At 72.6% G+C, this 26,525-nt stretch carries 28 protein-coding genes, 1 tRNA gene and 1 pseudogene; 15 read left to right on the plus strand and 15 right to left on the minus strand.

Features of this window, described 5'->3' with window-relative positions; all coding sequences use genetic code 11:
- Positions 1 to 31: 31 nt before the first annotated feature.
- Positions 32 to 475, minus strand: a complete 444-nt coding sequence (locus ACZ5WG_RS15995; protein WP_468723581.1) for a GNAT family N-acetyltransferase — start codon at positions 473 to 475, stop codon at positions 32 to 34.
- Entirely contained in the window at positions 441 to 1,649 is a 1,209-nt protein-coding gene (locus ACZ5WG_RS16000) for a helix-turn-helix transcriptional regulator (protein WP_468723583.1), read from the minus strand. Before ACZ5WG_RS16000 ends, ACZ5WG_RS15995 begins: the two co-directional genes overlap by 35 nt.
- A 154-nt stretch (positions 1,650 to 1,803) precedes the next feature.
- Here ACZ5WG_RS16000 and ACZ5WG_RS16005 point away from each other — a divergent pair, with 154 nt between their 5' ends.
- Positions 1,804 to 2,133, plus strand: coding sequence for a DUF6415 family natural product biosynthesis protein (locus ACZ5WG_RS16005; protein WP_468723585.1), 330 nt, complete (start codon positions 1,804 to 1,806; stop codon positions 2,131 to 2,133).
- 58 nt (positions 2,134 to 2,191) lie between these two features.
- Here the strand turns inward: ACZ5WG_RS16005 and ACZ5WG_RS16010 are convergent, their stop codons facing one another.
- From ACZ5WG_RS16010 to ACZ5WG_RS16035, 6 genes are all read right to left on the minus strand, one after another.
- A complete protein-coding gene (locus ACZ5WG_RS16010; protein ID WP_468723586.1) occupies positions 2,192 to 2,509 on the minus strand; it encodes a hypothetical protein in 318 nt (105 codons plus the stop codon).
- Between the two features lie 61 nt (positions 2,510 to 2,570).
- On the minus strand, positions 2,571 to 3,047 hold the full coding sequence (locus ACZ5WG_RS16015; RefSeq protein WP_468723587.1) for a hypothetical protein: 477 nt from the start codon (positions 3,045 to 3,047) through the stop codon (positions 2,571 to 2,573).
- Between the two features lie 111 nt (positions 3,048 to 3,158).
- Positions 3,159 to 3,566, minus strand: a complete 408-nt coding sequence (locus ACZ5WG_RS16020) for an XRE family transcriptional regulator (protein ID WP_468723589.1) — start codon at positions 3,564 to 3,566, stop codon at positions 3,159 to 3,161.
- A 202-nt stretch (positions 3,567 to 3,768) separates the two neighbouring features.
- Entirely contained in the window at positions 3,769 to 3,999 is a 231-nt protein-coding gene (locus ACZ5WG_RS16025) for a helix-turn-helix domain-containing protein (protein ID WP_468723590.1), read from the minus strand.
- 378 nt (positions 4,000 to 4,377) lie between these two features.
- Positions 4,378 to 4,451, minus strand: a tRNA-Trp gene (locus ACZ5WG_RS16030).
- Positions 4,452 to 4,506: 55 nt separating this feature from the next.
- On the minus strand, positions 4,507 to 4,734 hold the full coding sequence (locus ACZ5WG_RS16035; RefSeq protein WP_468723592.1) for an ankyrin repeat domain-containing protein: 228 nt from the start codon (positions 4,732 to 4,734) through the stop codon (positions 4,507 to 4,509).
- Positions 4,735 to 4,859: 125 nt separating this feature from the next.
- Here ACZ5WG_RS16035 and ACZ5WG_RS16040 point away from each other — a divergent pair, with 125 nt between their 5' ends.
- The 4 genes from ACZ5WG_RS16040 (at position 4,860) to ACZ5WG_RS16055 (ending at position 9,004) form a co-directional block, all read left to right on the plus strand.
- Positions 4,860 to 5,423: a DUF4352 domain-containing protein gene (locus ACZ5WG_RS16040; RefSeq protein WP_468723594.1), complete on the plus strand. Its 564-nt coding sequence runs from the start codon at positions 4,860 to 4,862 to the stop codon at positions 5,421 to 5,423.
- Between the two features lie 115 nt (positions 5,424 to 5,538).
- Positions 5,539 to 6,864, plus strand: a complete 1,326-nt coding sequence (locus ACZ5WG_RS16045; protein WP_468723595.1) for a glycoside hydrolase family 18 protein — start codon at positions 5,539 to 5,541, stop codon at positions 6,862 to 6,864.
- Positions 6,865 to 6,941: 77 nt separating this feature from the next.
- Complete coding sequence (locus tag ACZ5WG_RS16050; protein WP_468723597.1) at positions 6,942 to 8,123, plus strand: serpin family protein; 1,182 nt, start codon at positions 6,942 to 6,944, stop codon at positions 8,121 to 8,123.
- Entirely contained in the window at positions 8,120 to 9,004 is an 885-nt protein-coding gene (locus ACZ5WG_RS16055; RefSeq protein ID WP_468723599.1) for an aldo/keto reductase, read from the plus strand. Before ACZ5WG_RS16050 ends, ACZ5WG_RS16055 begins: the two co-directional genes overlap by 4 nt.
- A 49-nt stretch (positions 9,005 to 9,053) precedes the next feature.
- Here ACZ5WG_RS16055 and ACZ5WG_RS16060 read toward each other — a convergent pair whose 3' ends face one another.
- Together ACZ5WG_RS16060 and ACZ5WG_RS16065 are read right to left on the minus strand one after the other, a co-directional pair.
- Positions 9,054 to 10,022, minus strand: coding sequence for a PfkB family carbohydrate kinase (locus ACZ5WG_RS16060; RefSeq protein WP_468723600.1), 969 nt, complete (start codon positions 10,020 to 10,022; stop codon positions 9,054 to 9,056).
- A gap of 2 nt (positions 10,023 to 10,024) precedes the next feature.
- The gene (locus tag ACZ5WG_RS16065) at positions 10,025 to 10,663 is read right to left on the minus strand and encodes a bifunctional 4-hydroxy-2-oxoglutarate aldolase/2-dehydro-3-deoxy-phosphogluconate aldolase (RefSeq protein ID WP_468723601.1); all 639 of its coding nucleotides are present in this window, start codon (positions 10,661 to 10,663) and stop codon (positions 10,025 to 10,027) included.
- Between the two features lie 136 nt (positions 10,664 to 10,799).
- Here ACZ5WG_RS16065 and ACZ5WG_RS16070 point away from each other — a divergent pair, with 136 nt between their 5' ends.
- On the plus strand, positions 10,800 to 11,597 hold the full coding sequence (locus ACZ5WG_RS16070) for an IclR family transcriptional regulator (RefSeq protein ID WP_468723603.1): 798 nt from the start codon (positions 10,800 to 10,802) through the stop codon (positions 11,595 to 11,597).
- 100 nt (positions 11,598 to 11,697) lie between these two features.
- Here the strand turns inward: ACZ5WG_RS16070 and ACZ5WG_RS16075 are convergent, their stop codons facing one another.
- Together ACZ5WG_RS16075 and ACZ5WG_RS16080 are read right to left on the minus strand one after the other, a co-directional pair.
- Complete coding sequence (locus ACZ5WG_RS16075; protein WP_468723605.1) at positions 11,698 to 12,045, minus strand: hypothetical protein; 348 nt, start codon at positions 12,043 to 12,045, stop codon at positions 11,698 to 11,700.
- Positions 12,046 to 12,193: 148 nt separating this feature from the next.
- A complete protein-coding gene (locus tag ACZ5WG_RS16080; RefSeq protein WP_468723607.1) occupies positions 12,194 to 12,439 on the minus strand; it encodes a hypothetical protein in 246 nt (81 codons plus the stop codon).
- Positions 12,440 to 12,630: 191 nt separating this feature from the next.
- Between ACZ5WG_RS16080 and ACZ5WG_RS16085 the strand changes: the two genes are divergently transcribed.
- From ACZ5WG_RS16085 to ACZ5WG_RS16115, 7 genes and pseudogenes are all read left to right on the plus strand, one after another.
- A complete protein-coding gene (locus ACZ5WG_RS16085; RefSeq protein ID WP_468723608.1) occupies positions 12,631 to 14,391 on the plus strand; it encodes a sigma-70 family RNA polymerase sigma factor in 1,761 nt (586 codons plus the stop codon).
- A gap of 99 nt (positions 14,392 to 14,490) precedes the next feature.
- Entirely contained in the window at positions 14,491 to 16,986 is a 2,496-nt protein-coding gene (locus tag ACZ5WG_RS16090; protein WP_468723610.1) for a helicase associated domain-containing protein, read from the plus strand.
- 244 nt (positions 16,987 to 17,230) lie between these two features.
- Positions 17,231 to 17,725 carry a GNAT family N-acetyltransferase gene (locus ACZ5WG_RS16095; protein WP_468723612.1) on the plus strand — a complete coding sequence of 165 codons (495 nt, stop codon included), beginning with the start codon at positions 17,231 to 17,233 and terminating at the stop codon, positions 17,723 to 17,725.
- 322 nt (positions 17,726 to 18,047) lie between these two features.
- The gene (locus ACZ5WG_RS16100) at positions 18,048 to 18,437 is read left to right on the plus strand and encodes a hypothetical protein (protein WP_468723614.1); all 390 of its coding nucleotides are present in this window, start codon (positions 18,048 to 18,050) and stop codon (positions 18,435 to 18,437) included.
- 134 nt (positions 18,438 to 18,571) lie between these two features.
- Positions 18,572 to 18,901: pseudogene (locus tag ACZ5WG_RS16105) on the plus strand (transposase); the annotation flags it as partial.
- Between the two features lie 104 nt (positions 18,902 to 19,005).
- On the plus strand, positions 19,006 to 19,878 hold the full coding sequence (locus ACZ5WG_RS16110) for an RNA polymerase sigma-70 factor (RefSeq protein WP_468723616.1): 873 nt from the start codon (positions 19,006 to 19,008) through the stop codon (positions 19,876 to 19,878).
- 118 nt (positions 19,879 to 19,996) lie between these two features.
- A complete protein-coding gene (locus ACZ5WG_RS16115; protein ID WP_468723618.1) occupies positions 19,997 to 21,229 on the plus strand; it encodes an NAD(P)/FAD-dependent oxidoreductase in 1,233 nt (410 codons plus the stop codon).
- On the opposite strand, the gene ACZ5WG_RS16120 is transcribed toward ACZ5WG_RS16115, so the two are convergent.
- Complete coding sequence (locus tag ACZ5WG_RS16120) at positions 21,226 to 22,617, minus strand: glutamate decarboxylase (RefSeq protein WP_468723620.1); 1,392 nt, start codon at positions 22,615 to 22,617, stop codon at positions 21,226 to 21,228. The two genes, ACZ5WG_RS16115 and ACZ5WG_RS16120, sit on opposite strands and share 4 nt — an antisense overlap.
- A gap of 293 nt (positions 22,618 to 22,910) precedes the next feature.
- Here ACZ5WG_RS16120 and melC1 point away from each other — a divergent pair, with 293 nt between their 5' ends.
- Both melC1 and melC2 read left to right on the plus strand, forming a co-directional pair.
- Complete coding sequence (melC1, locus tag ACZ5WG_RS16125; protein ID WP_468723622.1) at positions 22,911 to 23,309, plus strand: apotyrosinase chaperone MelC1; 399 nt, start codon at positions 22,911 to 22,913, stop codon at positions 23,307 to 23,309.
- Entirely contained in the window at positions 23,306 to 24,157 is an 852-nt protein-coding gene (gene melC2 / locus ACZ5WG_RS16130; RefSeq protein ID WP_468723623.1) for a tyrosinase MelC2, read from the plus strand. The genes melC1 and melC2 overlap by 4 nt, the downstream gene beginning before the upstream one ends.
- Here melC2 and ACZ5WG_RS16135 read toward each other — a convergent pair.
- A complete protein-coding gene (locus tag ACZ5WG_RS16135) occupies positions 24,109 to 24,837 on the minus strand; it encodes a response regulator (protein WP_468723625.1) in 729 nt (242 codons plus the stop codon). The two genes, melC2 and ACZ5WG_RS16135, sit on opposite strands and share 49 nt — an antisense overlap.
- Entirely contained in the window at positions 24,834 to 26,438 is a 1,605-nt protein-coding gene (locus ACZ5WG_RS16140; RefSeq protein WP_468723626.1) for a sensor histidine kinase, read from the minus strand. Before ACZ5WG_RS16140 ends, ACZ5WG_RS16135 begins: the two co-directional genes overlap by 4 nt.
- Positions 26,439 to 26,525 lie beyond the last annotated feature (87 nt).

A 26,525-nucleotide genomic window follows, 5' to 3' on the forward strand; every position in this document is an offset into this window, starting at 1 on the left:
TCGCACAGGCTATCGGGCACCACCCACAGGGCTAGGGCTCGAGGCGGTAAAAGACCTTCCCGTCCCGCGGCTCCGCGCCCAGGGCGGCGTAGAAGGCGAGCGCTGGCGGGTTGTCCGTGTCGGCAGTCCACTCCACCCGCGAGCAGCCAGCCACAGCAGCCGCCTGCTTGAGGGCCTCCATGAACGCGCCCGCCACACCGCGACGGCGGGCAGGCTCCCGCACGTACAGCTCTTTGAGGTACAGCGACGTGTCCGCGTCGGCCGCCGGCCACAGGAACGAGTACGAGGCCAGGCCGAGCACCTGCTCGCCGTCACGGGCCAGGAGCACTGTCGCCGCCGGCTGCTCACCGAACAGGGCCGCCCGGATCTGCCCGACGTCGCCGGGCGCCGGCTTGCCGCCGTAGTATGCCTCGATCTCGCCGAGGATCACGGAGATGACGTCAACGTCCTGCTCGGTGGCCTGCTCGATCCGCACTGCTGTCCCTCTCGCCAGGGGGCAGCGCCAGCACCTCGCGCAGCACCCGCACCTCCGGCACCGTCCGTGCCTCGGGCACCCTAGCCGCGACTTCCCGAGCCCGGTAGATGATCAGCGCAGAGCGGTGTTCCTCCGGCAGGTCCACGATCGTCGTCGTCGCCTGTGCCGCGGCGCCCGCCACGTCCCCGCGGATCGCGGACCCTATCGCCTGGTCCAGGGCGACGAGTGCGCGGTCGGTGTGATCCCGCAGCGGGTACAGCTCGAGGGCCCTGGCCTGCTGCTCGGCTGCACGCTCGACTTCCCCAAGGTGCGTCCACGCGTTCCCCGAGTGGAAGCGCAGCTGACTCTCGCTGTACCCGAACGCCGAGCCCGCCTGCTCCGCCGCGGGCAGCCGCTCCAACGCCACCTCGGCGCGCGCCAGCGCCTTCACCACACCCTCACGCTGCTGCAGGACCGCCAGGGCCCGCGCCTCGAGCGGCGCGGCGAGCGCCGGCCCCACGCACGGCAGACCGCCAGCCAGATGCTGGGCCCGCTGCGCGAGCTCGACAGCACCCTCGAGGTCGCCGCCGTAATACAGCTGGTACGCCTCCTGCGCGTACATCCACGACAGCGTCGCCCGGTCCTCGGCCGCCGCAGCCGCCGCCCTCCCGCTACGCCACCAGGCCCTCGAGCGGGAGTCGCCCAGCTTCAGCAGGGTGAGCGCCATCAGCCCCGACATCTGCGCCACAGCGATCGTCAGCCGCCTCCGCGCAGGCGCCGGCTGCCGGTGCGTCAAGACCAGCCGCAGGTCTGTGAAGTCGGCCAGCAGCTCGGGCAGTAGGTCGCCCTCGGGCCGGTACCGGGTCGCCCTGCCGTGACGGCCCACCGTGTACTCCCACTCGTCCAGGGATGCCTCGGTGAGCGGCCCGGCGGCGAGCGTCTGGTGCAGGCCCTGCTGTAGAGCGTCCGCCTGGTCGAGCGGCGAGGACCCGGGACGAACGTCCGCAAGCGCGATCAGCTCACCGCCGGCTCCGAGGGCCTGGTCGAGGGCCGCGGCGATCGTGGCGGTCGGCTGTCTCTTCCCGGTCTCGAGGTCGCTGACGTGCGTTTTCCCGCACGCTGCGAGGCGGGCGACGTCCCGCACCGACCGGCTGCCACGCAGGCGCCGTAAGGCATCGCCGAAGGACTCGTTCATGAGGGGCACCTCCGTTGTCCGCGGTGTCCGCAAGGGTGCGGACGGGAGCGGACACGTGGCTACTGTGCCTGACGGTCCGTGAGCGAAAGGCTAGTACCCAGCACACGCCGTAGTGGTCCACAAGGGGAAACCCACACCAGCCGCCGGAGCTACCATGAACGCCCAGCCGCCACCCGTCACCGACCTGCCAGACGTCGAAGCAGTCATCACGCAGGCGTTGGTCCCCTACGGTCGGATGCCTTCCGCCGTCGAGGTGGCCGCACTCACCTGCCACCTGATCACTCACGGCCAGCAGGCCATCGCCCGCGTCCAGGCACTCAGCGAGACCGACCGTGCGACCTTCGCCGGTAGCGTGCGCGACTGGGAGTACCTGACAGCCGCCGGCCCGACGGGCACGACTCCCGGCGTCGCGAACTGGACCTACGCCCGAGGCCTCGCCCGCGTCGTCCGGAACCTGACGCACGGGCTACGGGCCGCCACATAAAGCTCCCGCCCCTCTCACTGCGGCGGCAGCGGGAGGGGCGGGAAACCCATCCGGGGCGTCAGAACGGAGTGACCGGGGCGTCGAGACCTCCGCGCCCCTGAGTCCACGGGCCGGTCACCAGCCAGCCGGCCTCGCGGAGGCTGGCCTCGCACATGGCGGGATCGAAATCGTGGCGGAAGCCGCCGGCCTCGTATGGGAGGTCAAGCGTGACGAGGTTCTCGCCCTCGTCGAAGTTCCCCATGTACTGCCGAACCTGCAGGTGGTGGCCCTGTGGGCTGCGACACCACTCGGCTCGGACCAGCGGCTCACTGAACGGCTCGAGAGAAGCGAGAGGGGTGAAAGGGTTGAAGGTGCTGGGCGGATACACGTCGGCCACGATGCTGGCCTCCCTGTCTGCAGGCGCGGGCAATGCGGATAGGGGACGGGACAGTGCCGACCTACAGTTCGGCGTCAGGGTTCCAGCGCTGCCGCCACAGGCCGTCGCCGACAAAGCGGTCGAGGTAGATGTTGAACTGCGCAACCGCCTCCGGCCGCACGTGCGGCGGCCGGATCAGATAGACGAAGCAGCCCTCGCGTTCGACCGGGAGCGCGATATGCGGCTCTGGAAGAAGGTGCGCCGTTTCAGGAGTGAGCAGCTCCCAGCGGGCTTCGGCGATCCCAAGCCCCTGCGGGGGCAGTTCGAGGCGTGGGGCTCCGGGTGTCCACACCTGCACCCAGCGGTTTTCCGGCTCCGACAGGATGAACCTGACGGCCTCGGTCATGTAGTCGACGAATTCCTGAGTGGCGTAGCCCCTGAGGAAGCGGCTCACGGACTTGCCGGGGCTCTCGACTATGTCGCAGACCTTGCCGTCAGGCAGGCTGTCGATCAGCTCGTAGTGGGAATCCGTTATGGGGTGAATTTCGTACTCGGGCATCGGCCCCCCTTGGCACGCACGCCGAATCGAACGCCTGTCCGATCGATCGGCGCGTGTGAGGCATCATGCCTGACTGGCTTGATTCCGACTACCGCCAACACGGGGACGGCCTCAGGGCCCGTCTGCGCTGCTCGGGAACGCGATGTCCATCAACTGCTGCAGCCTGCTCCGCTCCTCTGCGGTCATGCGCTCCACTCGCTTGACGAAGGAGCGAACCTGACCGTCCTCACTGTCGACGTTCTCGATGTCGAAGTACTGTGCCGCCGCGGCATACGAAACGGTCTTGTAGGGGAGGTCCAACGCGGTTGCGAGGAGCCGAAGTTGGGCCTTGGTCGGGCTCTTCGCGAGGGTGCCACGCTCCAGCTTCTGGAACCACGACCAGAGGAGCGCAGGTTTGCCGGTGGCGGGGTCCGTGGTGCGCTTTTCCATGTCACGAAGACTGAGACCCGTCCTTGCTCGGTGGGTCTTGATGAGCTCCACGAGCTCCTCGCTGGCGGGCGGTTCGTTGCTTTCGGTCACGATTGTCTTCGCCCCCACGTCTGGTTCGTGATGCGGAATTGTGATGTGGCCGCCCGGGTGTCCGGCCTAGACCAGAGCCTAGCCGTGGTGTTCCTGTTTGGGAACAAGGTGGCCCCGAGGCGTGGACAGCGTGTTCCGGCCATGTCATGCTGAAATCAGCCACAGTGGGGCCGGCTCGGCGGGGCCGGTTCCGGCTGAGCGGCTACGGCAGCAGGTCGCGGACTGGCAGGCGAAGGGCTCGGGCGATGCGCATCAAGTGGCTGAACTTAACGTCGCTGACGCCGTGCTCGATGCGCTGATACGAGTTCCGCGGAACCCCTGAGAGGTTCGAGAGTTCTTCTTGGGTGAGGTTGGCCTGCATGCGAGCGTCGCGGATGCGCAGACCGAGCCGTCTGCGGCCATCGCGAAGCCACTCCAGCTGATCGTCTGACACCCATCAAACGACAGCCGTTCATGATCATAAAGTCAGCACCAGGATTGGGGCATTTTTGGATCTTGATTCGATCGGCCGGTAGGCAACGGACAGTCAGGCTGTCGCGGTGCAGTGCAATCGGCTCCATCGTCAGCACGTGGACCCCGGCACCGACGGCAAGGCGGCCCCCTCCCTCAGGAAGAGAAGGGCCGCCGTCCTGGCGCCTGACCTGCATGAACACCAAGATCCCTTGGGGGGAATTTGGGGGGCCTGACGCCGTAGCAGGACGGTAGCGAGAGCGTAGTGCTGACGTAGTGCCAGCGTAGGGCCGCATGGGAAAGGCCCAGGCAGATTGCGTCTGACCTGGGCCTTTGGCGGTGAGCTACCCGCTCACGGAAGCAGGGGCGGCAGGATTCGAACCTGCGACATCTGGTTTTGGAGACCAGCGCTCTGACCAGCTGAGCTACACCCCTTCGGTGAGGCCAACTCTGACACGGAGCGCAGCGGAGATCCAAATGAATTTGTGGGTCATGCGGGTGGAAGTGCCTCCCGCGTGTGGGCGCCGACCGTGCGAAGCCAGTCCATCAGGGACTCATTTGCGCTGGTCAGAGCGATGTCCAGCGGGGTCAGGTCGTCGTACCCGATCCCGTCGACGTCCACCCGGTGAGACAGGAGGTACTGGGCGGCGGGGAGTTGACCTCCGTAGCAGGCGGACCGGAAGGCGCTGGCGAGGTCGCCGGCGGGCGGGGTCCGCATCGGCGGGAGCTCCTTCCGTGGGGTGGAGCCCACCAGGCCGAGAGGCCGGGCGGCGCTCCCGCGGGTGGCGGGACCGGGGGGCACGGAGGATTGTGGGCAGGAGAATCCAGGGAGGAGGCTCTGCCATGCGCCGACCGCCCAGGCCGCACCCGACGCCCCCGCCGCGCCGGCTCCGAAGGCCCCTGGCCGCCCTTGCCCTCCTTACCCTCCTCGCCCCTGCCCTGCTCGGCACCCTCGGCCCGGACGGCTCCGGCGAGACGATCCCGCTCTCCGGCACCGAGCCCGGCCAGCACCTCGACGTCACCCTCACCCGGGTCGTCGACCCGGCGGATCCCGCGCCCGCGCCCGCGGGCTCCGGCACCGGCACCGGCTCCGCCACCGGCACCGGCACCGGCACCGATCGGCTGGTCGCCGTGGAGTTCCGGCTGGAGAACACCGGGACCGCCGTGTACCAGGACTCCCCCGCGAAGTCCTCGCACCTGCTGGACTCCGCCGGGCAGCGGTTCACCGGCTCCAACACCACGACCACCGCCGGTCCCGCGTTCCCCGAGACCGTCACCCTCGCCCCCGGCGGCTCGGCGCTCGGCTTCATCACCTTCCGGCTGCCGGACGACGCCGCCCTCGCCGCGGTCCAGTTCGCACTGAACGCCGGCCTCGCCGACGACGTCGGCCACTGGAGCCTCTCCTGAGTCCTGCCGGCCCCGGTTTCGGACGCCCCCTTGACCACTCTGGTCCAGACCAATAGTTTCCGGCATGCACCGCGCACGCGTCCCCGCACCGCTCCCGCATCCGCAAAGGAAGCCCATGCGCCGCAGCATGCTCGGCAGGCTGGCCGTCGCCGCCTGTTCCCTCTCCCTGCTCACCGCCCTCGCGCCGTCCGCCGCCGCGCAGGGCGACGGCGGCCCGGACCGCTCGTACAAGCGGGTCGGGTACTTCACCCAATGGGGCGTCTACGGACGGGACTTCCAGGTCCAGGACCTCGAGACGAGCGGCACCGCCGGCAAGCTCACCCACATCAACTACGCCTTCGGCAACATCAGCGCGGACGGCACATGCTTCACCGGGAACGTGCCGGGTGAGGCCGACGCCTGGGCCGATTACGTACGCCCGCTCGACGCCGCGAACTCGGTCGACGGGGTCGCCGACAGCGCCGAGCAGCCGCTCGCCGGGAACTTCAACCAGCTCCGCGAGCTCAAGGCCAGGCACCCGGGCCTCAAGGTCCTGCTCTCGCTGGGCGGTTGGAGCTGGTCCACGCACTTCTCGGACGCCGCGCTCACCCCCGCCTCCCGCAAGGCCCTCGTACAGTCCTGCATCGACCTCTACATCAAGGGCAATCTGCCGCAGGACGGCGCCCGCGGCGGCGCGGGCGCGGCGGCCGGCGTATTCGACGGGATCGACCTCGACTGGGAGTGGCCGGGCTCGGCGGGTGACACGGACACGAAGTTCCGGCCGGAGGACAAGCAGAACTTCGCGGCGCTGGTCAAGGAGTTCCGTACGCAGCTCGACGCGTACGCGCGCAGCCAGAAGCGGAAGGAGAAGTACGAGCTGACGGCGTTCGTCCCGACCGCCCCCGCCAAGATCGACGCGGGCTTCGACGTCCGCCGCATCATGCGCGACCTCGACTTCGTGACCCTCCAGGGCTACGACTTCCACGTCTCCGGCGAGCGCACCACCGCCCAGCAGTCGGCGCTCCACGCCCGCGGTGACTTCAGCGTGGACGGCACGGTGGAGGCCTGGCGCCACCGCGGAGCGCCGGCGCACAAGCTGGTGACGGGCATGCCGTTCTACGGGCAGGGCTGGACCGGTGTCAGCGGCGGCGGGGACGGCATGGGGCAGTCGGCGACGGGCCCGGCCCCGGCGACCTGGGCGGCCGGGTACGAGGACTACAAGGCGCTGAAGAAGCTCGCAGATTCGGGCTCGTACAAGGTCTACCGCGACCGGCGCGGCGGCCACGCCTGGCTGTTCGACGGCAGCACCCTGTGGACGTACGACGACCCGCAGGTGCTGCGGGCCAAGGCGGAGTACATCCGCGAGAACGGCCTGGGCGGCGCGATGTTCTGGTCGCTGGACGCGGACACCGCCGACGGCGAGCTGATGACGGCCGTCGACCGGGGACTGCACGGCCGCTGACCGGCCACGAGACCGGCGCCGCCGGGCCGCGGAAAACGACCCGGCCCGGCGGCGCCCCACCACGTACGCTGCCCGCCATGAGGAACACGACGGTACGCGCGGTCAACCGACTCACCGCACGCTGGGCCGAACAGGCCGTCACCGGCGCGCAGGGGACGGTCCTGACGGCGGCCGGAGTATGGCCCCTGCTGGCCTTCCTCGCGGACGGCGCGGGCGGCCCGGCCCGCGCCGAACTCGCCGAAGCCCTCGCCATACCCGCCGAGTCCGCGGCCGCGACCGCCCGGGAGCTGCTGACCGACCTGGCCGGCATACGCGGCCTCCGGGCGGCCACCGGACTGTGGACCAAGGCGGACCTCCCCCTGGACGAACCCTGGCTGACCGGACTCCCGGACGGCGCCCGCGGCACCCTGACCGGCGACGAGGACACCGACCGCAAGACCCTCGACGGGTGGGCGGCGGACCGGACCGGCGGGCTGATCGAGCGGATGCCCCTCCCCGTCGAGAGGGACACCTTGCTGGTCCTCGCCTCGGCGCTCGCGCTGCGGATGAAGTGGATCCAGCCCTTCCGAACCGGGGTCGCCGATCTGTCCGAGGGCCCGTGGGCCGGGCGTTCGGCGCTCGCGCTGTACCGCAACACCTCCCTCCTGGACCGCGTCCGGGTGGCACACACGCCGACCGGTCCGGTGACGCTGCTCGAAGTGGTCGGCGACGGCGGGGTGGACGTCCACCTGGTCCTGGGCGAGAGCGCCGCGCGCCCGTGGGAGGTCCTCGCCGCCGGCACCGCCGTCGTCACCCGGGCCGTGCCGTCGACGGGCGCGAGCCTGCTTCCCGAGGGAAACCCGGGGCCGGGGCTGCACATCGGGACGGTCCGTTCGACGGATCGTGATCCCTTCCTGTGGGTCAAGGCGGTGGCTTTCGACGTCAGCGCGGACCACGATCTCCTCGACCATGCCGGGCTGTTCGGCCTGCACACCGCTACGGACACCGGCTCCGGGCACTTCCCCGGGATCAGCTCCGACCCACTGGCCATCAGCTCGGCCCGGCAGTCGGCGATGGCCCGCTTCCACGCCGAAGGCTTCGCAGCCGCGGCCGTGACCACCCTCGGCGCCGTGGGCTGCGCCCTGCCCCGCTACCGGTACCGGGTCCGCCAGGCCGAGGTCGCCTTCCACCGGCCCTTCGGCTTCCTCGCCGTCCACCGCACCTCCCGCCTGGTGCTCGCCGCCGGCTGGGTCGCCGAGCCGGTTACCCTCGCGCCATGACCTCCGAAACGATCACCGCGGCAGCATCCGGCACATGGCGGCTCGGCGACCTCACCGTCCGCCGCATCGGCTTCGGCGCCATGCGCCTGACGCATCTCGCCGACGGCTCTCCCAGCGACCGCGAGCGGGTGACTTCCGTACTGCGCCGGGCCGTCGAGCTCGGCGTGAACCACATCGACACCGCTTCCTTCTACTTCTCTCCGCTGCGCTCCGCCAACGAGCTGATCAACCGGGCCCTGGCCCCGTACGCCGACGACCTCGTCATCACGACCAAGGTGGGGCCGGGCCGGGACTACGCCGGCGAGTGGTGGTGGGCCACCCCCGGGCAGCTGCGCGGGCAGGTCGAGGAGAACCTGCGCCAGCTGGGCCGGGACCACCTCGACGTGGTCAACCTGCGTGTACCTCGCCGCGAGACGACCGGTTCGATCGCCGAGCACTTCGGCGCGCTCGCCGAGCTGCGTACGGCCGGGCTCATCCGCCACCTCGGCGTGTCCAACGTACGGCCCGACCACCTCGCCGAGGCGCAGGCCATCGCGCCGGTCGTGTGCGTGCAGAACCCGTACGGGATCGGCTCCCCGGGCGAGGACCACGCCTTCCTCGACGCGTGCGGGCAGCAGGGCATCGCCTTCGTGCCGTTCTTCGCGATCGCCGGCGCGGGCAAGGAGGCCGGGATGGGCGCGGAGGAGGCCGAGCAGGTACGGAGCGTGGCCAAGGCCCACGGCGTGTCGGCGGCGCAGTTGCGGCTCGCCTGGACCCTGAACCGCGGCCCGCACGTCCTGGCCATCCCGGGCACCGGGAACCCCGACCACCTGGTCGAGAACATCGCCACCGGAGCGCTGCGCCTGTCCCCGGAGGAGATCGCGCTGCTCGAAGCCGCCTAGGGAGTGCCGGCCGGGCCCCACGAGCCGGACGGTACTTCGCCGGCACGGCCTACAGGCGGGCGGCGGCCAGGGCTGCCGTTTCGGGGAACGTGGGGACGTGGCCCGTGCCGCCTCGGCCGGACACCGAGAGGGAGGCGGCCGCCATGCCGTAGGCGACGGCGTCGGCGAGGCGGTCCCCCAGGGCGAGCCGGGCCGTGGCGGTGCCGGTGAGGCAGTCCCCGGCTCCGGTCGCGTCGACCGGAGCCGGGTTGACGGGTACGGGGTGGTACTCCGCCCGCGTGCCGTCGTCGAGCAGCAGCCGGTCGGCGCCCGCGGTGACGACGACCGCACGGGCACCGAGGGCCCGGTAGCGGGCGGCGGCGGTGCGCGGATCGCCGGTGCCGACCAGGGCCTGCGCGTCGGCCGGGCAGGAGGTCTTGAGCAGCCCGGTCAGCGGGGCGATCCGGGCGAGCAGTTCGCGGGCCTCGGCCCGGCCGGTCAGGCGGGAGCGGAAGTTGGGGTCGTACGAGACGTGCCCGCCGGCGTCGTGCACGGCCTCGGCGGCGGCCACCACCGCGTCCCGGCTGCTCGGGGACAGTGCACCGGTGATCCCGCTGGTGACGAGGGCCTTCGCGCCGGTCAGCAGGTCCCGCCAGGACTCGATGTGCCGGGTGGAGAGGGTGGAACCGGCGCTGTGCGTGCGCCAGTAGACGAAGGCGCGGTCGCCCTCGGTGTCGGAGCCGAGCAGGTAGGCGCCGTTGGGGCGCGGGGCTCGGCGTACGTGGGAGACGTCCACGCCGAGCTCGGCCGCGCGGTGCAGCAGCGGGACGCTGAGCTCGTCGTCGCCGACGACGGCGAGCAGCGCGGTCCGGGCTCCGGCGGCCGCGGCGGCGGCTGCCGCGTTGAGGGCGTCGCCGGAGTAGGAGATCCGGGCCGCGGTGCCGTCGGCGGCGGCGCTCAGGGCGGTGTCGGCGTGGATCTCGACGAGGACCTCGCCGAGGACGAGTACGTCGTAGCCCGTACGGGGCCCGGTCGCCATGCTCAGCGCCCCGCTGCGGCGCAGCCGGAGCAGCACGGCCGGGCCAGCCCGGCGAAGACGGCGGCCAGTTCACCCGGATCGTCGGGCAGGCCGCTGCCGATGCCGACGGCGGCCGCCCCGGCGGCGAGCCACTGCGGGATCTCGCCGGGCCGGATGCCGCCGGTCGGGATGAACAGCGCCCCGGGGAGGACCGCCTTGAGGGAGCGGATGAACCGGGGGCCGCCGACGTGCGCCGGAAACACCTTGGCGGCGCCCGCGGACCGGATGGCGGAGGCAATCTCGCCCGGGGTGAAACCGCCCTCGACGAAGACCGCCCCGCGGCGTGCGGCGACGGCGCGGACCTGGGGGGCCGGGTAGGGGGAGATCAGGAAGGCCGCACCCGCGTCGAGGGCGGTCTCGGCCTCGGTCGTGGTGGTGACGGTGCCGACGCCGATCAGGGCCGGCCGGTCGTACGCGTCGGCGAGCGGGGCGGTCCGCGCGACGGCCTCGGCCCAGCCGGGGGTGGAGGTGGTCAGCTCGACCGTGCGACAGCCGGCGGCCAGCAGGGCGGTGGTCCGGCGGACGGCTTCGGCCGCGTCGGCGTTGCGCAGGACCGGCAGCAGGCACTGGGCGGCCATGGCGTCGTACGGGTGGCAGGACAAAGGGACCCCTCCATCTGTTCCCGGCAGCAGTTGCCGTCCACGCAGGGACAGTTGTTCCACGTAGTGGCACGCTGTACCGTGTAACGGAACGCTTCCCGCAGACCCTACCCGCACCCGCCCTGCCTTTGGAGAGCGCATGCCCGACGACGGGGACACGACGGACGAGGCCGAGGGCCCGGCGCGCGGTGGCCGGACCTCGGCGGCCGGCACGGCACTGGAGAAGTCGATGCGGATCCTGGAGGCCGTGGCCGCGCCCGGCGGGCCGCACCGGCTCGCGGATGTGGTGGCGGCCGCGGCCGTGCCGAAGTCGAGCACCTTCCGGATCCTCGCCTCGCTGATCGAGCAGGGCTTCGTACGCCCGGCAAGCGAGTCGCGGTACGCGGTGGGCCCGCGGCTGCGCGGGCTGTCCGCCCTGGTCAGCGCCACCGAGCCGCCGAGCATCGGCCGGATCCTCGGCGAGCTGCGCGAGGCCACCGGCCAGACGGTCCACCTCGCCCTGCACAGCGGGGAGACGCTCACCTACATCCGGAAGCTGGAGAGCGACCAGCCCTTCCAGACGGCCTCCCGGGTCGGGATGCGGATGCCTCTGCACAGCACCGCCATCGGCAAGGCCATCCTGGCGGACCTTCCCGAGGAGGAGGTGCGGGCGCTGATCGCCGGCCCGGGGCTGCCGCGCCGCACACCGCGGACCCTGACCGGCCCGGAGGCGCTGCTGGCGGAGCTGGAGGCGGTCCGGGACCGGGGCTTCGCCGTGGACGACGAGGAGAACGAACCGACGATCCGGTGCATCGGAGCCGCGATCACGGGCCCGGCAGGCCGGCCGATCGGCGGAGTCAGCGTCACCACGGTCACTTTCCTCGTCTCCCGCGAGGAGATCGAGGCGTACGCGCCGGCCCTGCGCGCGGCCACCGAGGCGCTGGCTCCGCTTCTGTAGGACAGGGTCCGGACAGGAAAGAGGACAAGGTCCGGACAGGGAAGGGGTCCCACGCCCGGACACGGACGCGGGACCCCTCACCGGCCGGCCCGGTGTGCGCTCAGCCGCGGAGTCGGGAACCGGCCGGAGCCCCGGGCCGGTCACCCGGGCCGCCGGCTGCGCCCAGACCGCCCCGACCCCGCGCGGCCCCGGCCGGCAGGACCACCGCCGCCGCCGCGGCCACCACCGCGGCCAACGCCCCGGCGGCGCCCGGCGTCAGCGCGTCGGGCGAGGTCAGCGCCTGCCCGCGCAGGGCCTGCCAGGTCGTCAGCCCGACCACCCCGGCGTATCCGAACCCCGCCACCGGTACGAGGCGCAGCCGCACCCCCGCGGCGGCCGCCCATCCGTACCGCCGGGCCGCATGGGCGGGCGCCAGCGCCAGCAACGGCAGCACCTGGAGCGCATGCATGCCGGCGAAATGGGCGATCCGCAGGTCGCCCCCGGTGGACCCCAGCAGGTGACCGCCAGGTGCGGTCCGCCGTCCGTGGTCCCGACGGTGTGCCCGCCGGCCGTGCCGGAGATCCCGGCCTCCGTCCGGGCGTTGGTGGGCCGGGTCATCAGCCGGTCCGCTGCCAGCGGGTGAGCAGCGAGTGCATCCAGGCCGGAAGATCCCGCCGGGGCATCCTGCGGTGGAGGCCCGCACCGCCGCGATGGGCTCCGTCCTGCCGGTCGGGCACGGGGACTACCTGGACCACCTGGACGAGTTCGCGGCGGCCGCGCAGCTGATCGCCGCCGCCGGCCTCGCCTACGTGGCCCGCCGGCAGCGGCCGGAGGACCTGGTCGAACGCGTGGTGGTGGAGCACCGTCCCGGGGGATGCGATGCTCGCGTCACTGCGGCGGACCGCCCAGGTGGAAGCCTCGGTGCGGCGCTATCCTCCGCAGGCTCCGGAAAGTTCTTCAGGTTCTTCTTCCGGATAACCGTTATCCGGGCCGCGCTCGACGGTCTCCCAGGTATCGGGCATCATCGACCGCCGGTACGGACAGGGAACCTCACATGACTACACAGCACACGGCAGCGCTGGTGGCAGCCGCCCGCGCGGGCGATGCCCGCGCGCAGGACGAGCTGGTCGGCACCTATCTGCCGCTCGTCTACAACATCGTCGGGCGCGCCCTGAACGGCTCCGTCGACGTGGACGACGTGGTGCAGGACACCATGCTGCGGGCGCTCGACGGGCTCGGCACCCTGCGGTCGGACGAGAGCTTCCGGTCCTGGCTGGTGGCGATCGCCATGAACCGGGTGCGGGCGCACTGGCAGGCCCGGCACAGCGCCCCCGGCGAGAGCGGACTCGAGGCCGCCTGGGAGCTGGCCGACCCGGGCGCCGACTTCGTGGACCTGACCGTCCTGCGGCTCCAGCTCGAAGGCCAGCAGCGGGAGACGGCCCGCGCCACCCGCTGGCTGGAGACCGACGACCGGGCGCTGCTGTCGCTGTGGTGGCTGGAGTGCGCCGGTGAGCTGACCCGCGCCGAGGTGGCCGCGGCCCTCGAACTGTCCCCGCAGCACACGGCGGTACGGGTGCAGCGGATGAAGGCGCAGCTGGAGTCGGCCCGGGTGGTGGAGCGGGCGCTGGGCACGCAGCCGCCGTGCGAGGGTCTGCGCGGGGTGACGACCGCCTGGGACGGCGTGCCGTCGACGCTGTGGCGCAAGCGAATAGCCCGGCACGCGCGCGAGTGCGTCCGGTGCGCAGGACTGTGGAGCGGACTGCTCCCGGCGGAGGGGCTGCTGGCGGGTCTGGCCCTGGTCCCGGTCTCGGTGGCCCTGCTGGCCGGCGTACGGGCGGCCGCGGCGGGCGGCTTCGTCCCGGCTGGCGCGGCGTACTCCTACGACGGCGGCGCGGGCGCCCAGGCGGACGGCCTCAGCGGACCGGGGACGGGTACGGGCACGGAGTTCGGCGGCGCGGGCTCCACCGGCACGGGCTCCACCGGCACGGGCTTCGACGGCACGGACTTCTCCGACGCCGCGACCCAGCTCACCCCCACCGTCTCCGGTCAGGGCGGCATACCGGACGCCGCCCCCGGCGGCGGCCGCAGCGTCCTGCGCAAGCGCCGGCAGAGCCGCCGCCGCGCGGTCGGCGGAGCCGTGCTCGCCGCCTGCGTCGCGGGCGGCGGGCTCGCCTACCTCGGCGGCTTCCCCGGCTCGGACGACAAGGAGACCGGCGCCGCGCCCGCCGCGCCGCTCTCCGCACTGTCGGCGCCCGACGCCGGCTCGGCGTCCCCCTCGGACTCGGCCTCGCCCTCCGCGTCCGCCTCGCCCTCGCCGTCGGCCTCCGCCTCGCCGAGCCCGTCCGCCGAGAGCCCGAGTCCGAGCCCGTCGCCGACCAAGTCCAAGGCGCCGGCGCCGCGTCCGCCCGCGCCGGCTCCGGCGCCCGCCCCGGCAGGGGTCGCGGGCCAGGTCATCGCACTGGTCAACTCCGAGCGTGCGGCGGCCGGCTGCGGCCCCCTGAAGGAGGACTCACAGCTGCGGGCGGCCGCCCAGGGGCACTCCGACGACATGGCGGCCCGGGACTTCTTCGCGCACACCAACCCGGACGGCGCCGACCCCGGGAAGCGCACGACCGCCGCCGGGTACCGCTGGTCGACGTACGGGGAGAACATCGCGAAGGGGCAGCAGACCGCGGCTTCGGTCATGGACTCGTGGATGAAGAGCCCGGGCCACCGCGCCAACATCCTCAACTGCTCCTTCAAGGACATCGGCGTGGGCATCCACACGGGCCCGGGCGGCCCTTGGTGGACGCAGAACTTCGGCGCCAAGATGTGACCCGAACGCTCCGCCCGAGCAAGCCCCGGATGCTTCAAACTTCGTGCAGGATGGAGACTGGAGCCGAACAGGCTGATCAGAGCGGACGGAGTACGGCGCATGGCCAAGAAGGAGCTCCGGCCGCACCAGCGCGAGGCCGTCGACGCCGTACTGCGGGCGCTCGAGCTGCCGGCCGGCGGCCGGGTGCCCGGGACCGGGCTGCGAACCCAGGTGATCATGGCCACCGGCTCCGGGAAGTCCCTGGTCGCCGTGCGCTCCGCCGAGGAGCTGCGGGCCGGGCGGGTGCTGGTCCTCGTACCCTCGCTGGACCTGCTCGTACAGACCGTGACGGCGTGGCGGGAGGGCGGCCGGACCGGGCGCGCCCTCGCCGTGTGCTCACTGCGCGCCGAGGACGCGGGCGTACCCGCCACCACCGATCCGGCCGAACTGGCCCGCTGGGCCGGCCGGTCGGCGGACCGGCTGACCGTGTTCGCCACATACGCCTCGCTGGGCCTCGGCACGATCGAGCGCGCCCACCTCGCCGGGCTGCCGGGCTGGGACCTGATCGTGGTCGACGAGGCGCACCGTACCTCCGGGCGGATCGGCAAACCGTGGGCCGTGGTCCACGACAACACCCGGATCCCCTCCGTCCGGCGGCTGTACATGACGGCCACGCCACGGGTCTGGCAGGACGGCGCGGAGCCTGCGGAGGGCGAGGAGCCCGGGGAGAGCGGCCGCGGACGGGGTGACCTCGTCGCGTCCATGGAGGACGATCCCGACGGCCCCTTCGGCGCGCGCTGCCACACCCTGTCCCTCGCGGAGGCCATCGACCGCGGCATCTGCGCCCCCTACCGGGTGGTGTGCGTGGACGTCAGCGATCCGGGGTTCCAGGCGGCGGTGCTGCTGGGCGCAGACGGGCGCTCGGACGCCGTGCGCGGCGCGCGGCTCGCGGCCCTGCAGGCGGCGCTGATCAAGGCCGCCGCCGACCAGGGGTTCCGGCGGACCCTCGTCTTCCACCACCTGACCAGGGAGGCCGAGGCCTTCGCGGCCGGACTGCCTGCGGTGGCGGAGCGGCTGCGGGCCTCGCGTGACGCGTCGGAGCCGGCGTATCCCCGTACCGTCTGGGCGGACTGGCTGTGCGGGCAGCACACGGCGGCGCACCGGCGGCGGGTGCTGGACGCGTTCGCGGCGGACGGGGCCGCCGACAAGGCCTTCCTCGGCAGTGTCCGGGTGCTGGGCGAGGGCGTGGACACGAAGGAGTGCGACTCCGTCTTCTGGGCCGACGTACGGGGCTCGATGCCGGACCTGGTCCAGGCCGTCGGGCGGGCGCTGCGCATCCGCCCCGGCGAGGGCAAGGTCGCCTCGCTCGTGGTCCCGGTGCTGCTGGGGCCGGGCGAGACGCCCGAGTCGATGCTGACCTCGCGGTCGTACGGGGACCTCGCGCGGCTGCTGGAGGCGCTGCGGGCGCACGACACCCGGCTCGTCGAATCGCTGGCGCAGCCGCAGGCGCCGAGCCGGCCGCGGGCCGAATCCGCGACCGAGGCCGTGACGGGCGCCGGCATGCGGACCGGGGCGCAGGCCCTGCTGAGCTTCTCGGGCCCCCGGGATCCGGCACTGCTGTCGGCGTTCATCCGGCTGCGCGTGCTGCATCCGGAGCGCGAGCACTGGCGGCGCGGGGTGGAGGCCGCCCGGATCTACGCGGCCGGGGCCGGGGATCTGCGGGTGCCGTTCGCCTTCAAGGTCCCGGAGGCTGCGAAGACGCCCCGGACCCCGCCCGGTACGGAGGCCCTGCCGGGCACGCAGCCGTCCGCCGGAACCTGGCCTCCCGGGCTGGCCCGGTTCCCGCTCGGCCAGTGGATCGCGGACGTGCGGCGCACCCACCGCCGGGGCGCCCTCGGCCGGGAGCGCGTCGCGCAGCTCGACGAACTCGGCATGGTGTGGAGCCACTTCGACGTGGCCTTCGAGGAGGGCCTCGCGGCGGCCCGCGGCTGGGCGGCGGAGCACGGCCACCTGCTGCCGCCCGTGGAAGCCACCTGGCGCGGCGCGCCGGTCGGGGTCTGGGTCAAGAACCAGCGGGCCGCCGCCCGCCGCGAGGGCCCCGGCGCCCTGCCCGAGGAGCGCCGGGAGGCCCTGGAGGCCATCGACGCGTCCTGGTGTCCGGCCTGGGAGATCTCCTGGCAGCGCCCCTTCCACCTGACCCGCGTCCACCTGGACGCGGGCGGCCGGCTGCCGCTCACCGCGGGCGAGGTGGTCGTACAGGGCGAGGACCTGGGCCGGTGGGTCCGCACCCAGCGGCTGGCCTGGGAGCAGCTGACCTGGGCGCAGCGCTGGCTGCTGGAACACACGCTGGGCGTGACCGAGGCGAGCGCGGCCGAGCGCCCGCAGCCGCGGCGCACGCAGGCCGAGAAATGGGCGGAACACCTGGCCGCGGCCCGCCAGTTCCACACCCGCGAGCAGCACCTCCGGGTCCCCCGCAAGCACGTGGAACGGGTCGGCGGCCGGGAGTTGCAGCTGGGCGCGTGGATCGCCAACCAGCGCTCGCGCGCGTCGGCCCTCGCCCCGGACCGCGTCACGGCCCTCGATGCGCTCGACATGCGGTGGTCGGCGTCCGCCTGAGCGGCGCCGCCCGGCCGGGGGACGTGGCTGACTAGTGCTGTGCCGTGTTAGTTCGTGGAGGGGTGCAGGTGAACCTCCGTGCATCCGCTACGTCGGCTGAACGTGACGGTGCCGACGCAGACACCGTCCGCGCGGCCTGGATCTGCGAGCTGTGTGTCCAGGTCGTGGACACGATAAGGTCCGCTCGATAGTTCGAAGCCTTCCGGTCTGCCGGAAGGCTTCTCGCGTTCTCGAGGAGGATCAGATGGCAGACTTTGTTGTCCGCAGAGCGGGCGCCGAGGACCGCGACGTCCTGGAACGACTCTGGCCGCTTTTCCTGCACGACCTGTCGGAGTTCTGGGGCGTCCTGCCGAACCCGGACGGAACATACCGCCGCGAGTGGCTAGAGTCGGCGATCGGCGATCCCACCTGGTCGGCTTATCTCGTATGGTCTGATGACCGGCCGGTCGGCTTTGCGTTCGTACGCGCGCTGGACAGCGATGCGCGCGTGCTGAACAGCTTCTTCGTGGTGCGTGGGGCACGCCGGTCGGGCCTCGGGTTGCGAGCGGTGCAGGCCGTCCTGGCCGCGCACCCTGGCCGATGGGAGATCGCTTTTCAGGAGGAGAACGCGGGCGCGGCACGCTTCTGGCGTCACGTCGCTTCCGAAGTCGCGGGCGAGGCCTGGACCGAGGAGCGGCGACCGGTGCCTGGGAAGCCCGAGCTGCCGGGGAACACATGGGTTGCCTTCGATGCGCGGTAGTCCTCCTTCGCGTTAGTTCGTGGAGGGGTGTTGGTCCGGCCGGCTGGTCACCGAGGTAGAGGTAGCAGGCACAGTCCATGCAGTCTTCGGGGCTGCCGATAGGTAGGCCGGTGGGCAGGAGGTTGTCCTCGCACTTGCCTCGGCAGGCGAGGTAGAGGACGAAGCCCCAGGTGTGCAGGACGCCGGTGAAGCGCAGGCAGCATAGCGGCAGCGGTTCCTCCTCGCCCGGCAGTTCCCCCGCCACGTAGGCGAATCCTGAGCGGAAGCGCACCTGAACGCGGGCGAGCTGGGGCCAGCGTTCCTTGGCGCGGACGTTCAGACGGTGGCGCAGGTGATCCTGCATGGACTCGGGCGGATTCTTCGGTACGGGTCCATCCTGCTGGGTCACCCCGCATACGCCATGATCATCACTTTGGTCGGGGCGGGCGAGGGTGTGGCCGGGATGGCTGAGGCGGTCGTGGTGGAGTTGGACGAGAGGGTGCGCGAGCGTCTGATCCGTACAGCGGTTTCCCTGAAAGCGCAGGTGCGGGCTGTGCTCCGGGCGCGGATCGTGGCCGCCGCCATCAGTGCGCCCCCGCACCCGGAAGCGAGCTGGTCGCACCGCACGATCGCCGCCCAGGTCGCCGGCACTGCCTTCGTCACCATCGCTGCCTCCCAAGTCGGCCGGATCTTAGGCGACTTGGACCTCAAGCCGCACCGGGTCCGCGGTTGACTCACCCGCCGGGACACCCCTGACTTCTGGGACCGTGTCGCGGACGTGTGCGACCTGTACCGCGACCCGCCTGAAGGGGCGGTGGTGCTGTCCATCGACGAGAAGACCGCGATCGCCGCCCGCGCCAGGCGCCACCCCGGTCGTCCCGCCAGGCCGGGCGGCCCGCTCGCGAGGAGTTCGAGTACCGCCGCCACGGCACCGCCGCGTTGGTCGCCGCCCTGGATATGCGCACCGGCGAGGTCCTCACCGAGATCATTGCCCGCAACGACGCAGCGACGTTCACTGCCTTCCTCGACCGGCTCGACACGGCCATCGCCCCAGACCAGGACATCCATGCCGTGCTGGACAACGGCTCCTCCCACACCGCTAAGCACACCAAGGCGTGGCTGGCCGACCACTCGCGCTGGCACGTGCACTGGCCGTACAGATGGACCTATGACGGCAGCCCACTCAAGACCGCCTGATCAGACCCAACACCCCTCCACGAACTTGCGCGGGGCAGCACTAGGATGCGCCGGGTGCGCGGGACCGACGCGGACACGGACAGGAACACGGAGAGGCTTCGGCAGTGACGGTGGAGAGCGAGGCGCACCGCGCCTTCCACGAGCACCGGGGTCTGCTCCAGGCGGTCGCGTACCGCGTCCTGGGCCGGGCCGCCGACGCCGAGGACGTCGTCCAGGAGGCCTGGCTGCGCTGGAACCGGGTGGACGCGGAGCAGGTGGCCGACGCCGAGGGGTATCTGGTCCGGGTGACCACCCGGCTGGCGATCGACCGGCTGCGCAGCGCCCAGGCGCGGCGGGAGTCGTACGTGGGGCCGTGGCTGCCCGAGCCGCTCCTGACCGGCCCGGACGTCGCGGACGACGTGGCCCTGGCGGACACCGTGTCCACCGCGATGCTGCTGATCCTGGAGTCGCTGTCGCCGCTGGAGCGGGCCGTGTTCGTCCTGCGCGAGGCGTTCGGGTACGCGTACGCGGAGATCGGCGACATCGTCGGCCGCGACGAGGCGGCGGTACGCCAGACTGCCCGCCGGGCCCGGGCGCACGTCGAGGACCGGCGGACCCGCTACGACACGGACCTGGCGGTGCGCCGCCGCGTGACGCAGCGGTTCCTGGAGGCCAGCTCCGGCGGCGACGTCGCGTCGATGCTGGAAGTGCTCGCGCCGGGTGTCACGCTGGTCAGCGACGGCGGCGGCCTGGCCCCCGCGCCGCGCAAGGCGATCCGGGGCGCGGAGCTGGTGGCGCATGCATTCGCCACGTTCGCCCGGCGGTTGCCGCAGCAGCTCACCATCGAGCTGGTGGAGGTCAACGGCGGGCCGGGCATCGTGGCGTACTCGGCCGGGACCCCGGTCACCGTGCTGGTGCTGCACCTGGTGGACGGGGCCGTGGACACCATCCACCTGATCGCCAACCCGGAGAAGCTGACGGGGATGCGACCCGCCTGAGCAGATGTGACGCAGGTCGCATCGGGCACGCGTCACGCGGCGGCGGCGCCGTCTCGTCCGTGGGGTGACATGCCGGGGCGGCACGGCCCCCGGCGGAGCCTCACCAGGAGGTCGGGACATGACCACCCCCTCGAACCCCAGCCCGCACCACCGCGTACTGGTCCTCGGCGGCGGCTACGCGGGCCTGATGGCCGCGATCCGCACCGCTCGCCGCACCCGCCGCAGCGGCGGCCGGGTCACCCTGGTCAACCCCTCCGGCCGGTTCACCGAGCGGCTGCGGCTGCACCAGCTCGCCACGGGCCAGCAGCTGGCCGACCACCGGATCGCGGACCTGCTCGGCGGCACCGGCGTCGAGTTCGTCCGGGGCCGGGCGACCGGGATCCGCGCCGACCGCCGCGAGGTCGCGGTCGAGACCGTCGACGGCAGCCGCGTACTGGCGTACGACACGCTGGTCTACGCGACGGGCAGTGTCTGCGACACCGGCGCCGTCGCGGGCGCCGACACCCACGCGTACACCTTCGACGACGCCGCAGCAGCCCTCGAGCTGGCCGGCAGGCTGCCGGCCATCGCCGCCGCGGGCGGCACGGTCGCGGTGTGCGGCGGCGGGCTCACCGGGGTGGAGACGGCTGCCGAGATCGCCGAGTCCTGGCCGGGCCTGCGGGTCGAACTGCTCAGCCGGGAGGTCCCCGCGGCCATGCTCGGCGAACGCGCCCGCGGCTACCTGGAGCGGGTGCTGGAGCGGCTCGGCGTGAAGGTGCGCACCGGCGCGGAGGTCGTCAGGGTCCTGCCGGACGGTGTGGCGCTGGCCGGGGGCGAATGCGTCCCCGCCGACGCGGTCGTGTGGACCACCGGCGTACGGGTGCCCGCACTGGCCGCCGACGCGGGCCTGACCACCGACGGGCGGGGCCGGATCGTCACCGACCCCACCCTGCGCTCGGTCTCCCACCCGTCGGTCTACGCGGTGGGCGACGCCGCCGCCGTCGGCCAGGCGTACGGGGTCGTGCACGGCACGTGCCAGAGCGGCATCCCCACGGCCGTGTACGCCGCCGACGCCATCGCACTGCGGCTGGCCGGCCGCGAGCCCCGGCCGTTCCGGTTCGGGTACGTCCACCAGCCGGTCAGCCTCGGCCGCCGCGACGCGGTCATCCAGTTCACCCGCGGGGACGACACCCCGCGCCGCTGGTACCTCACGGGGCGGGCCGCCGTGGCGTACAAGGAGTCCGTCAGCGGCAGCCCGCTCCCCGCGTTCCGCATGTCACGGCGGTACGTGATCCCCGCGCGCGCGATGTGGACCCGCGGCGGCAGCCGCAACCGCACGGCGGCGAGCCCGAGCGGAAGCTGCGGAAGCTAGTGATGGAACCCGGAGCGGGGCTCGGTCGCCGGGACCGGCGGGGGTGTGGCGGTGAGGTGGTCCACCGCCTGGCGCAGATCCTCGACGAGCAGGGCGATCTGGTCGCGGGTCACGCCGTGCCGGATCAGCACGCGCTGGATGACGGTGTCGTCGCGATCGGCCGGCAGCGGGTACGAGGGCACCTGCCAGCCGCGCATCCGCAGCCGGTCGGAGAGGTCGTAGAGGGTGAACCCGGCCGCCGCCTGATCGGTGAGCCGGTAGGAGACGGCGGGGAGGCCGCCGAGGCCGTCGTAGAGCAGGGTGAACGGGCCCATGGCGGCGATCTCCCCGGCCAGGTACTGGGCGGTGGCGACGCAGGCCTCGTGGACGCGTTTGTAACCGGCGCGGCCGAGCCTGAGGAACAGGTAGTACTGGGCGATGACCTCGCCGCCGGGGCGGGAGAAGTTGAGGGCGAAGGTCGGCATGTCGCCGCCGAGGTAGTCCACGTCGAAGACGAGCTCCTTGGGCAGCAGGTCGGCGGTGCGCCACACGATCCAGCCGACGCCGAGGGGCGCGAGCCCGTACTTGTGCCCGGAGGTGTTGATGGACGCGACGCGCGGCAGCCGGAAGTCCCACACCACGTCGGGGTGGAGGAAGGGGGCGACGAAGCCGCCGCTGGCCCCGTCCACGTGGACCGGGATGTCCCAGCCGTGCTCGGCCTGGATCCGGTCGAGTTCGGCGGCGATCTCGGCGACGGGCTCGTAGTCGCAGGTGTAGGTGACGCCGACGATGGCGACGACGCCGATGGTGTTCTCGTCGACGTACTCCGCGAGCTGATGGGGGCGCAGGCCGGTGGCGTCGGGTTCGAGAGGGACCGGGCGCAGTTCGACGTCGAAGTAGCGGGCGAACTTCTCCCAGCAGATCTGGACGGGCCCGCACACCAGGTTGGGCCGGTCTGCGGGGAGGCCCTGGGCCTGGCGGCGGGTGCGCCAGCGGAATTTGAGGGCGAGGCCGCCGAGCATGGCGGCCTCGCTGGATCCGGTGGTGGAGCAGCCGGTGGCCGCACCGCCGGCCGGTGCGTTCCACAGGTCGGCCAGGATGTTGACGCAGCGGGCCTCGATCTCGGCGGTCTGCGGGTACTCGTCCTTGTCGATCATGTTCTTGTCGAGACACTGGTTCATCAGCCGGTGCACGCCGTCGTCGGACCAGGTGGTGCAGAAGGTGGCCAGGTTCTGGGCCGCGTTGCCGTCGAGGAGGAGCTCGTTGCTGAGCAGCTCGTAGACCACCTCGGTGGGCGAGTGATCGTCGGGCATCCGGTACTTGGGGAGGACCTGGCCGCTCAGCGCGGACGTGAACACGTCCGTGTCGGCGTCACGGGCGGGCGCGTCTTTCGTCTCATGAAGAGCCATATCCGGACTATATGTGACTGATCATCACAAAGGCGGCTTCGACCCCCTCGATGGAGGATTCGGGCACCGACACCGAGAGCTTCCGGCCGACTCCGCGGTGTGACCCCCTCCATAGGGACCGCGCGCGACAGGACAACTTACTGTCGAGTAGTCTTCCGTTCGAAGATCTTCCCGTCCGGGCCGCTGAAGCCGGTTCGGACGGGAAGATCGACCAACTGGTTCTATGGGCAACTTATCCGCGCATGTCCGGATACCGGTCAACGGCCTTTGCCGTCCTGATACCTCTTCGGCCCATGAACAAGATCACCCGCCGGCAAGCCTTGGGCACCACCGCCGGCGCTCTCACCGTCCTCGGCATCGCCGGCGCCACCGCGCACGCAGCCGCCACCGACTCCCGCGCCTCCATACCCAACGGCACGGTCGACGAGGTGTACCAGGGCCGCCGCATACAGATCACCCCGGGCGGGGGCGGCCACCACGGCGGTCACCACGGGGGCGGCCACGACGGACTGCCGACCGTCCGGATAGACGGCCGCGAACTGCACGTCATGCGCAACGCCGACGGCACCTGGATCAGCGTGGTCAACCACTACGAGACCTTCGCCGATCCGGCCTCGCTCGCCCGCGCCGCCGTGCGCGAGCTGCAGGGCGCCACCCTCGCCCCGTTCGCGCCCATGGGAGGCACGGCATGACCGTCCGCAAGAACCAGGCCGCCCTCAGCGCCGAGGAGAAGCGCGCCTTCACGAGCGCCCTGCTCGAGCTCAAGCGCACCGGCACCTACGACCGGTTCGTCACGACCCACAACGGGTTCATCATGGCCGACACGGACTCCGGCGACCGGGTCGGCCACCGCTCGCCCTCGTTCCTGCCCTGGCACCGCCGCTTCCTGCTGGAGTTCGAGGCCGAGCTGCAGAAAGTGGACCCGAAGGTTTCAATCCCGTACTGGGACTGGAGCGCGGACCGCACCACCCGCTCCTCCCTCTGGGCCGCCGACTTCCTCGGCGGCACCGGCCGGGCCCGCGACGGACAGGTCCTCGACGGGCCGTTCGCGTCCGCCAACGGCAAGTGGCCGATAAACGTGCGGGTGGACGGGCGCGCGTACCTGCGCCGGGCGCTCGGCGCGGGAGTGGCCGAGCTGCCGACGAAGGCCGAGGTGGACGCCGTGCTCAACATGCCGGTGTACGACATGGCCCCCTGGAACAGCTCCTCGAACGGCTTCCGCAACAACCTGGAGGGCTGGCGCGGCGCCAACCTCCACAACCGGGTGCACGTGTGGGTCGGCGGCCAGATGGCCACCGGCGTGTCCCCCAACGACCCGGTGTTCTGGATGCACCACGCCTTCGTCGACAAGCTGTGGGCCGAGTGGCAGGCCCGCAACCCGAAGTCCACGTACCTGCCGGCCGCGGGCACCACGAACGTCGTCGACCTGCACGACACCATGCGGCCGTGGAACGACGTGACCCCGGCGGACATGCTGGACCACCGGAAGTTCTACACCTTCGACACCGAGCCGGTCCCGGCCGCCGCCAGCCAGCGGTAGTGCAGTTCGGGGCGGCCGACCTGGCCGTACCGGGGGGTGCGGTCCGCCCGCCCGGTGTCCACCAGGTGCTCCAGATAGCGGCGGGCGGTGATCCGGGAGATCCCGGCCGCCTCGGCCGCCCCCGCGGCGGTCAGCCCCTCGGGCGCCGCCCGCAGCAGCGCGCCGACCCGGTCCAGGGTCGGCGCGCTGAGCCCTTTCGGGAGCTCGGCGGGGCCCGGGGCGCGCAGGGCGGCGAGCGCCCGGTCCACATCGTCCTGGCCGGCCGCCTCCCCCGCCGTCGCGCGGAACTCGGCGTAGCGCAGCAGCCGTTCGCGCAGCGTCGGGAAGGCGAAGGGCTTCAGTACGTACTGGACCACGCCGAGCGAGACGCTCTCGCGGACCACGGCCAGGTCCCGCGCCGAGGTCACCACGATCACGTCCACGGGATGCCCGGAGGCCCGCAGCCGGCGGGCGAAGCGCAGCCCGTGCCCGTCGGGCAGGGTGAGGTCGAGCAGCAGCAGGTCGACCCGGGTCCGTTCCAGCACCCGGGTGGCCTCGGCGAGCGAGTGGACGGCGCCGACGGCGGTGAAACCGGGCACCCGCCCGACGTACAGGGCGTGCGCGTCGGCGGCGACGGGGTCGTCCTCGACCACCAGCACGCGCACCGCGGATACCGAGGGCGCCTCGCGTGCGTCGCTCATGGCGTCGGCTCCCTTCGCACCGGCAGTCGTACGGTGAACTCGGCTCCCCCGCCCGGCCCTTCGGCGGCGACCGCGCTGCCTCCGTGCCGGTGGGCCACCTGGCGGACCAGGGCGAGGCCGAGGCCGCGCCCCTCTCCCTTGCCCGACCAGCCGCGCAGGAACACATCGGCCGCGGCGCCCGCGGGCAGGCCGGGTCCGTTGTCGGCGACGCGGAGCAGCAGTGCGTCCTCCTCCGGCCGGACGGTGACGGCGATCCTGGCGGCGGGGACGCCGGTGAGGGCGTCGACGGCGTTGTCGAGGAGGTTGCCGAGCACGGTGACGAGGTCCCGGGCCGGGACGGTTCCGGTCCGGCCGTCGACGGCGCGGCTGTCGGGGGTGAGGACCAGCTCGACGCCCCGCTCGTGAGCCTGGGCGGCCTTGCCCAGGAGCAGCGCCACCAGGACGGGCTCTCCGACGCCGGTGACCACTTCGTCCGTGAGGGCCTGGGCCAGTTCCAGTTCGGCGGTGGCGAATTCCACCGCCTCGTCCGCGCGGCCGAGTTCGATGAGGGAGACCACGGTGTGCAGCCGGTTGGCCGCCTCGTGGGCCTGGGACCGCAGCGCCTCGGTGAATCCCCGTTCCTGATCCAACTCACCGGTGAGCGACTGGAGTTCGGTGTGGTCGCGCAGGGTGACCACGGTGCCGCGGCGGCCGCCGCCCGCGACGGGCGAGCTGTTGAGGACCAGTACCCGGTCCGTGGTCAGGTGCACCTCGTCCACCCGGGGCCGGTCGGCGAGCAGGGCGCCGGTGAGCGGTGCGGGCAGGCCCAGGTCGGCGGCGCCGGTGCCCTTGACGTCCCCCTGCAGGCCGAGCAGTTCGCGCCCGGCGTCGTTGATCAGGGTGATCCGCCGCTGTCCGTCCAGCATCAGCAGGCCCTCGCGGACCCCGTGCAGGGCGGCCTGGTGGTAGTCGTACATCCGGCTGAGCTCGGCCGCGTTCATCCCGTGCGTGTGCCGGCGCAGCCGGGCGTTGACGATGTACGTGCCGAGTCCGCCGAGGGCGAGCGCGCCGGCCGCGACCCAGGCGAGGACGGAGAGCTGCTGCGCGAGCCGGGCACTGATCGCGCGGACGGTGATGCCGGAGCTGACCATGCCGACGACCCGGCCGTCGTCCATGAGCGGGGTGACGACGCGGATGGAGGGCCCGAGGGTGCCGGTGTAGGTCTCGCTGAAGGTCTCGCCGCGCAGGGCGGGGGCGGTGTTCCCCATGAAGGGCTCGCCGATGCGGCGGGGGTCGGGGTGGGTCCAGCGCCGCCCGTCCGGGGCCATGATCGTCACGAAGTCCACCCCGGAGTCCACGCGGACCCGCTCGGCGTACGGCTGGAGCGCCGCCGAGGGGTCGGCGCCCTGCGCCGCGCCGCGTACGGCCTCGCGGACGGACGGGGAGTCGGCGACCGCGCGGGCCACGGCCCCCGCCTGGCGCCGGGCGGACTCCTCGGCCTGCCCGCGGGCGGTGGCGTACGCGAAGACCGCGCAGCCGGCGACGACCACGGCGACCAGCAGCACCTGCATGGCGAAGAGCTGGCCGGCGAGGCTGCGCGGGGGTCGAGGGAACCGGAACATGGCGTTCAGTGTGCACCCGGCCGTGAACTCAATGAACGCAAGGGTGACCGGGGTCACAGCCTCGGCGATGGTCCTCCCGGGACGTAT

This window comes from Streptomyces sp. NPDC032745 (assembly GCF_055579465.1).

Bases quoted from the DNA above. Each gene is read 5' to 3' on its own strand.
- ACZ5WG_RS16000 (WP_468723583.1), bottom strand. From the start codon at position 1,649: ATGAACGAGTCCTTCGGCGATGCCTTACGGCGCCTGCGTGGCAGCCGG.
- ACZ5WG_RS16005 (WP_468723585.1), top strand. From the start codon at position 1,804: ATGAACGCCCAGCCGCCACCCGTCACCGACCTGCCAGACGTCGAAGCA.
- ACZ5WG_RS16015 (WP_468723587.1), bottom strand. From the start codon at position 3,047: ATGCCCGAGTACGAAATTCACCCCATAACGGATTCCCACTACGAGCTG.
- ACZ5WG_RS16035 (WP_468723592.1), bottom strand. From the start codon at position 4,734: ATGCGGACCCCGCCCGCCGGCGACCTCGCCAGCGCCTTCCGGTCCGCC.
- ACZ5WG_RS16040 (WP_468723594.1), top strand. From the start codon at position 4,860: ATGCGCCGACCGCCCAGGCCGCACCCGACGCCCCCGCCGCGCCGGCTC.
- ACZ5WG_RS16045 (WP_468723595.1), top strand. From the start codon at position 5,539: ATGCGCCGCAGCATGCTCGGCAGGCTGGCCGTCGCCGCCTGTTCCCTC.
- ACZ5WG_RS16050 (WP_468723597.1), top strand. From the start codon at position 6,942: ATGAGGAACACGACGGTACGCGCGGTCAACCGACTCACCGCACGCTGG.
- ACZ5WG_RS16055 (WP_468723599.1), top strand. From the start codon at position 8,120: ATGACCTCCGAAACGATCACCGCGGCAGCATCCGGCACATGGCGGCTC.
- ACZ5WG_RS16060 (WP_468723600.1), bottom strand. From the start codon at position 10,022: ATGGCGACCGGGCCCCGTACGGGCTACGACGTACTCGTCCTCGGCGAG.
- ACZ5WG_RS16070 (WP_468723603.1), top strand. From the start codon at position 10,800: ATGCCCGACGACGGGGACACGACGGACGAGGCCGAGGGCCCGGCGCGC.
- ACZ5WG_RS16075 (WP_468723605.1), bottom strand. From the start codon at position 12,045: ATGCATGCGCTCCAGGTGCTGCCGTTGCTGGCGCTGGCGCCCGCCCAT.
- ACZ5WG_RS16085 (WP_468723608.1), top strand. From the start codon at position 12,631: ATGACTACACAGCACACGGCAGCGCTGGTGGCAGCCGCCCGCGCGGGC.
- ACZ5WG_RS16090 (WP_468723610.1), top strand. From the start codon at position 14,491: ATGGCCAAGAAGGAGCTCCGGCCGCACCAGCGCGAGGCCGTCGACGCC.
- ACZ5WG_RS16095 (WP_468723612.1), top strand. From the start codon at position 17,231: ATGGCAGACTTTGTTGTCCGCAGAGCGGGCGCCGAGGACCGCGACGTC.
- ACZ5WG_RS16115 (WP_468723618.1), top strand. From the start codon at position 19,997: ATGACCACCCCCTCGAACCCCAGCCCGCACCACCGCGTACTGGTCCTC.
- ACZ5WG_RS16120 (WP_468723620.1), bottom strand. From the start codon at position 22,617: ATGGCTCTTCATGAGACGAAAGACGCGCCCGCCCGTGACGCCGACACG.
- melC1 (WP_468723622.1), top strand. From the start codon at position 22,911: ATGAACAAGATCACCCGCCGGCAAGCCTTGGGCACCACCGCCGGCGCT.
- melC2 (WP_468723623.1), top strand. From the start codon at position 23,306: ATGACCGTCCGCAAGAACCAGGCCGCCCTCAGCGCCGAGGAGAAGCGC.
- ACZ5WG_RS16135 (WP_468723625.1), bottom strand. From the start codon at position 24,837: ATGAGCGACGCACGCGAGGCGCCCTCGGTATCCGCGGTGCGCGTGCTG.
- ACZ5WG_RS16140 (WP_468723626.1), bottom strand. From the start codon at position 26,438: ATGTTCCGGTTCCCTCGACCCCCGCGCAGCCTCGCCGGCCAGCTCTTC.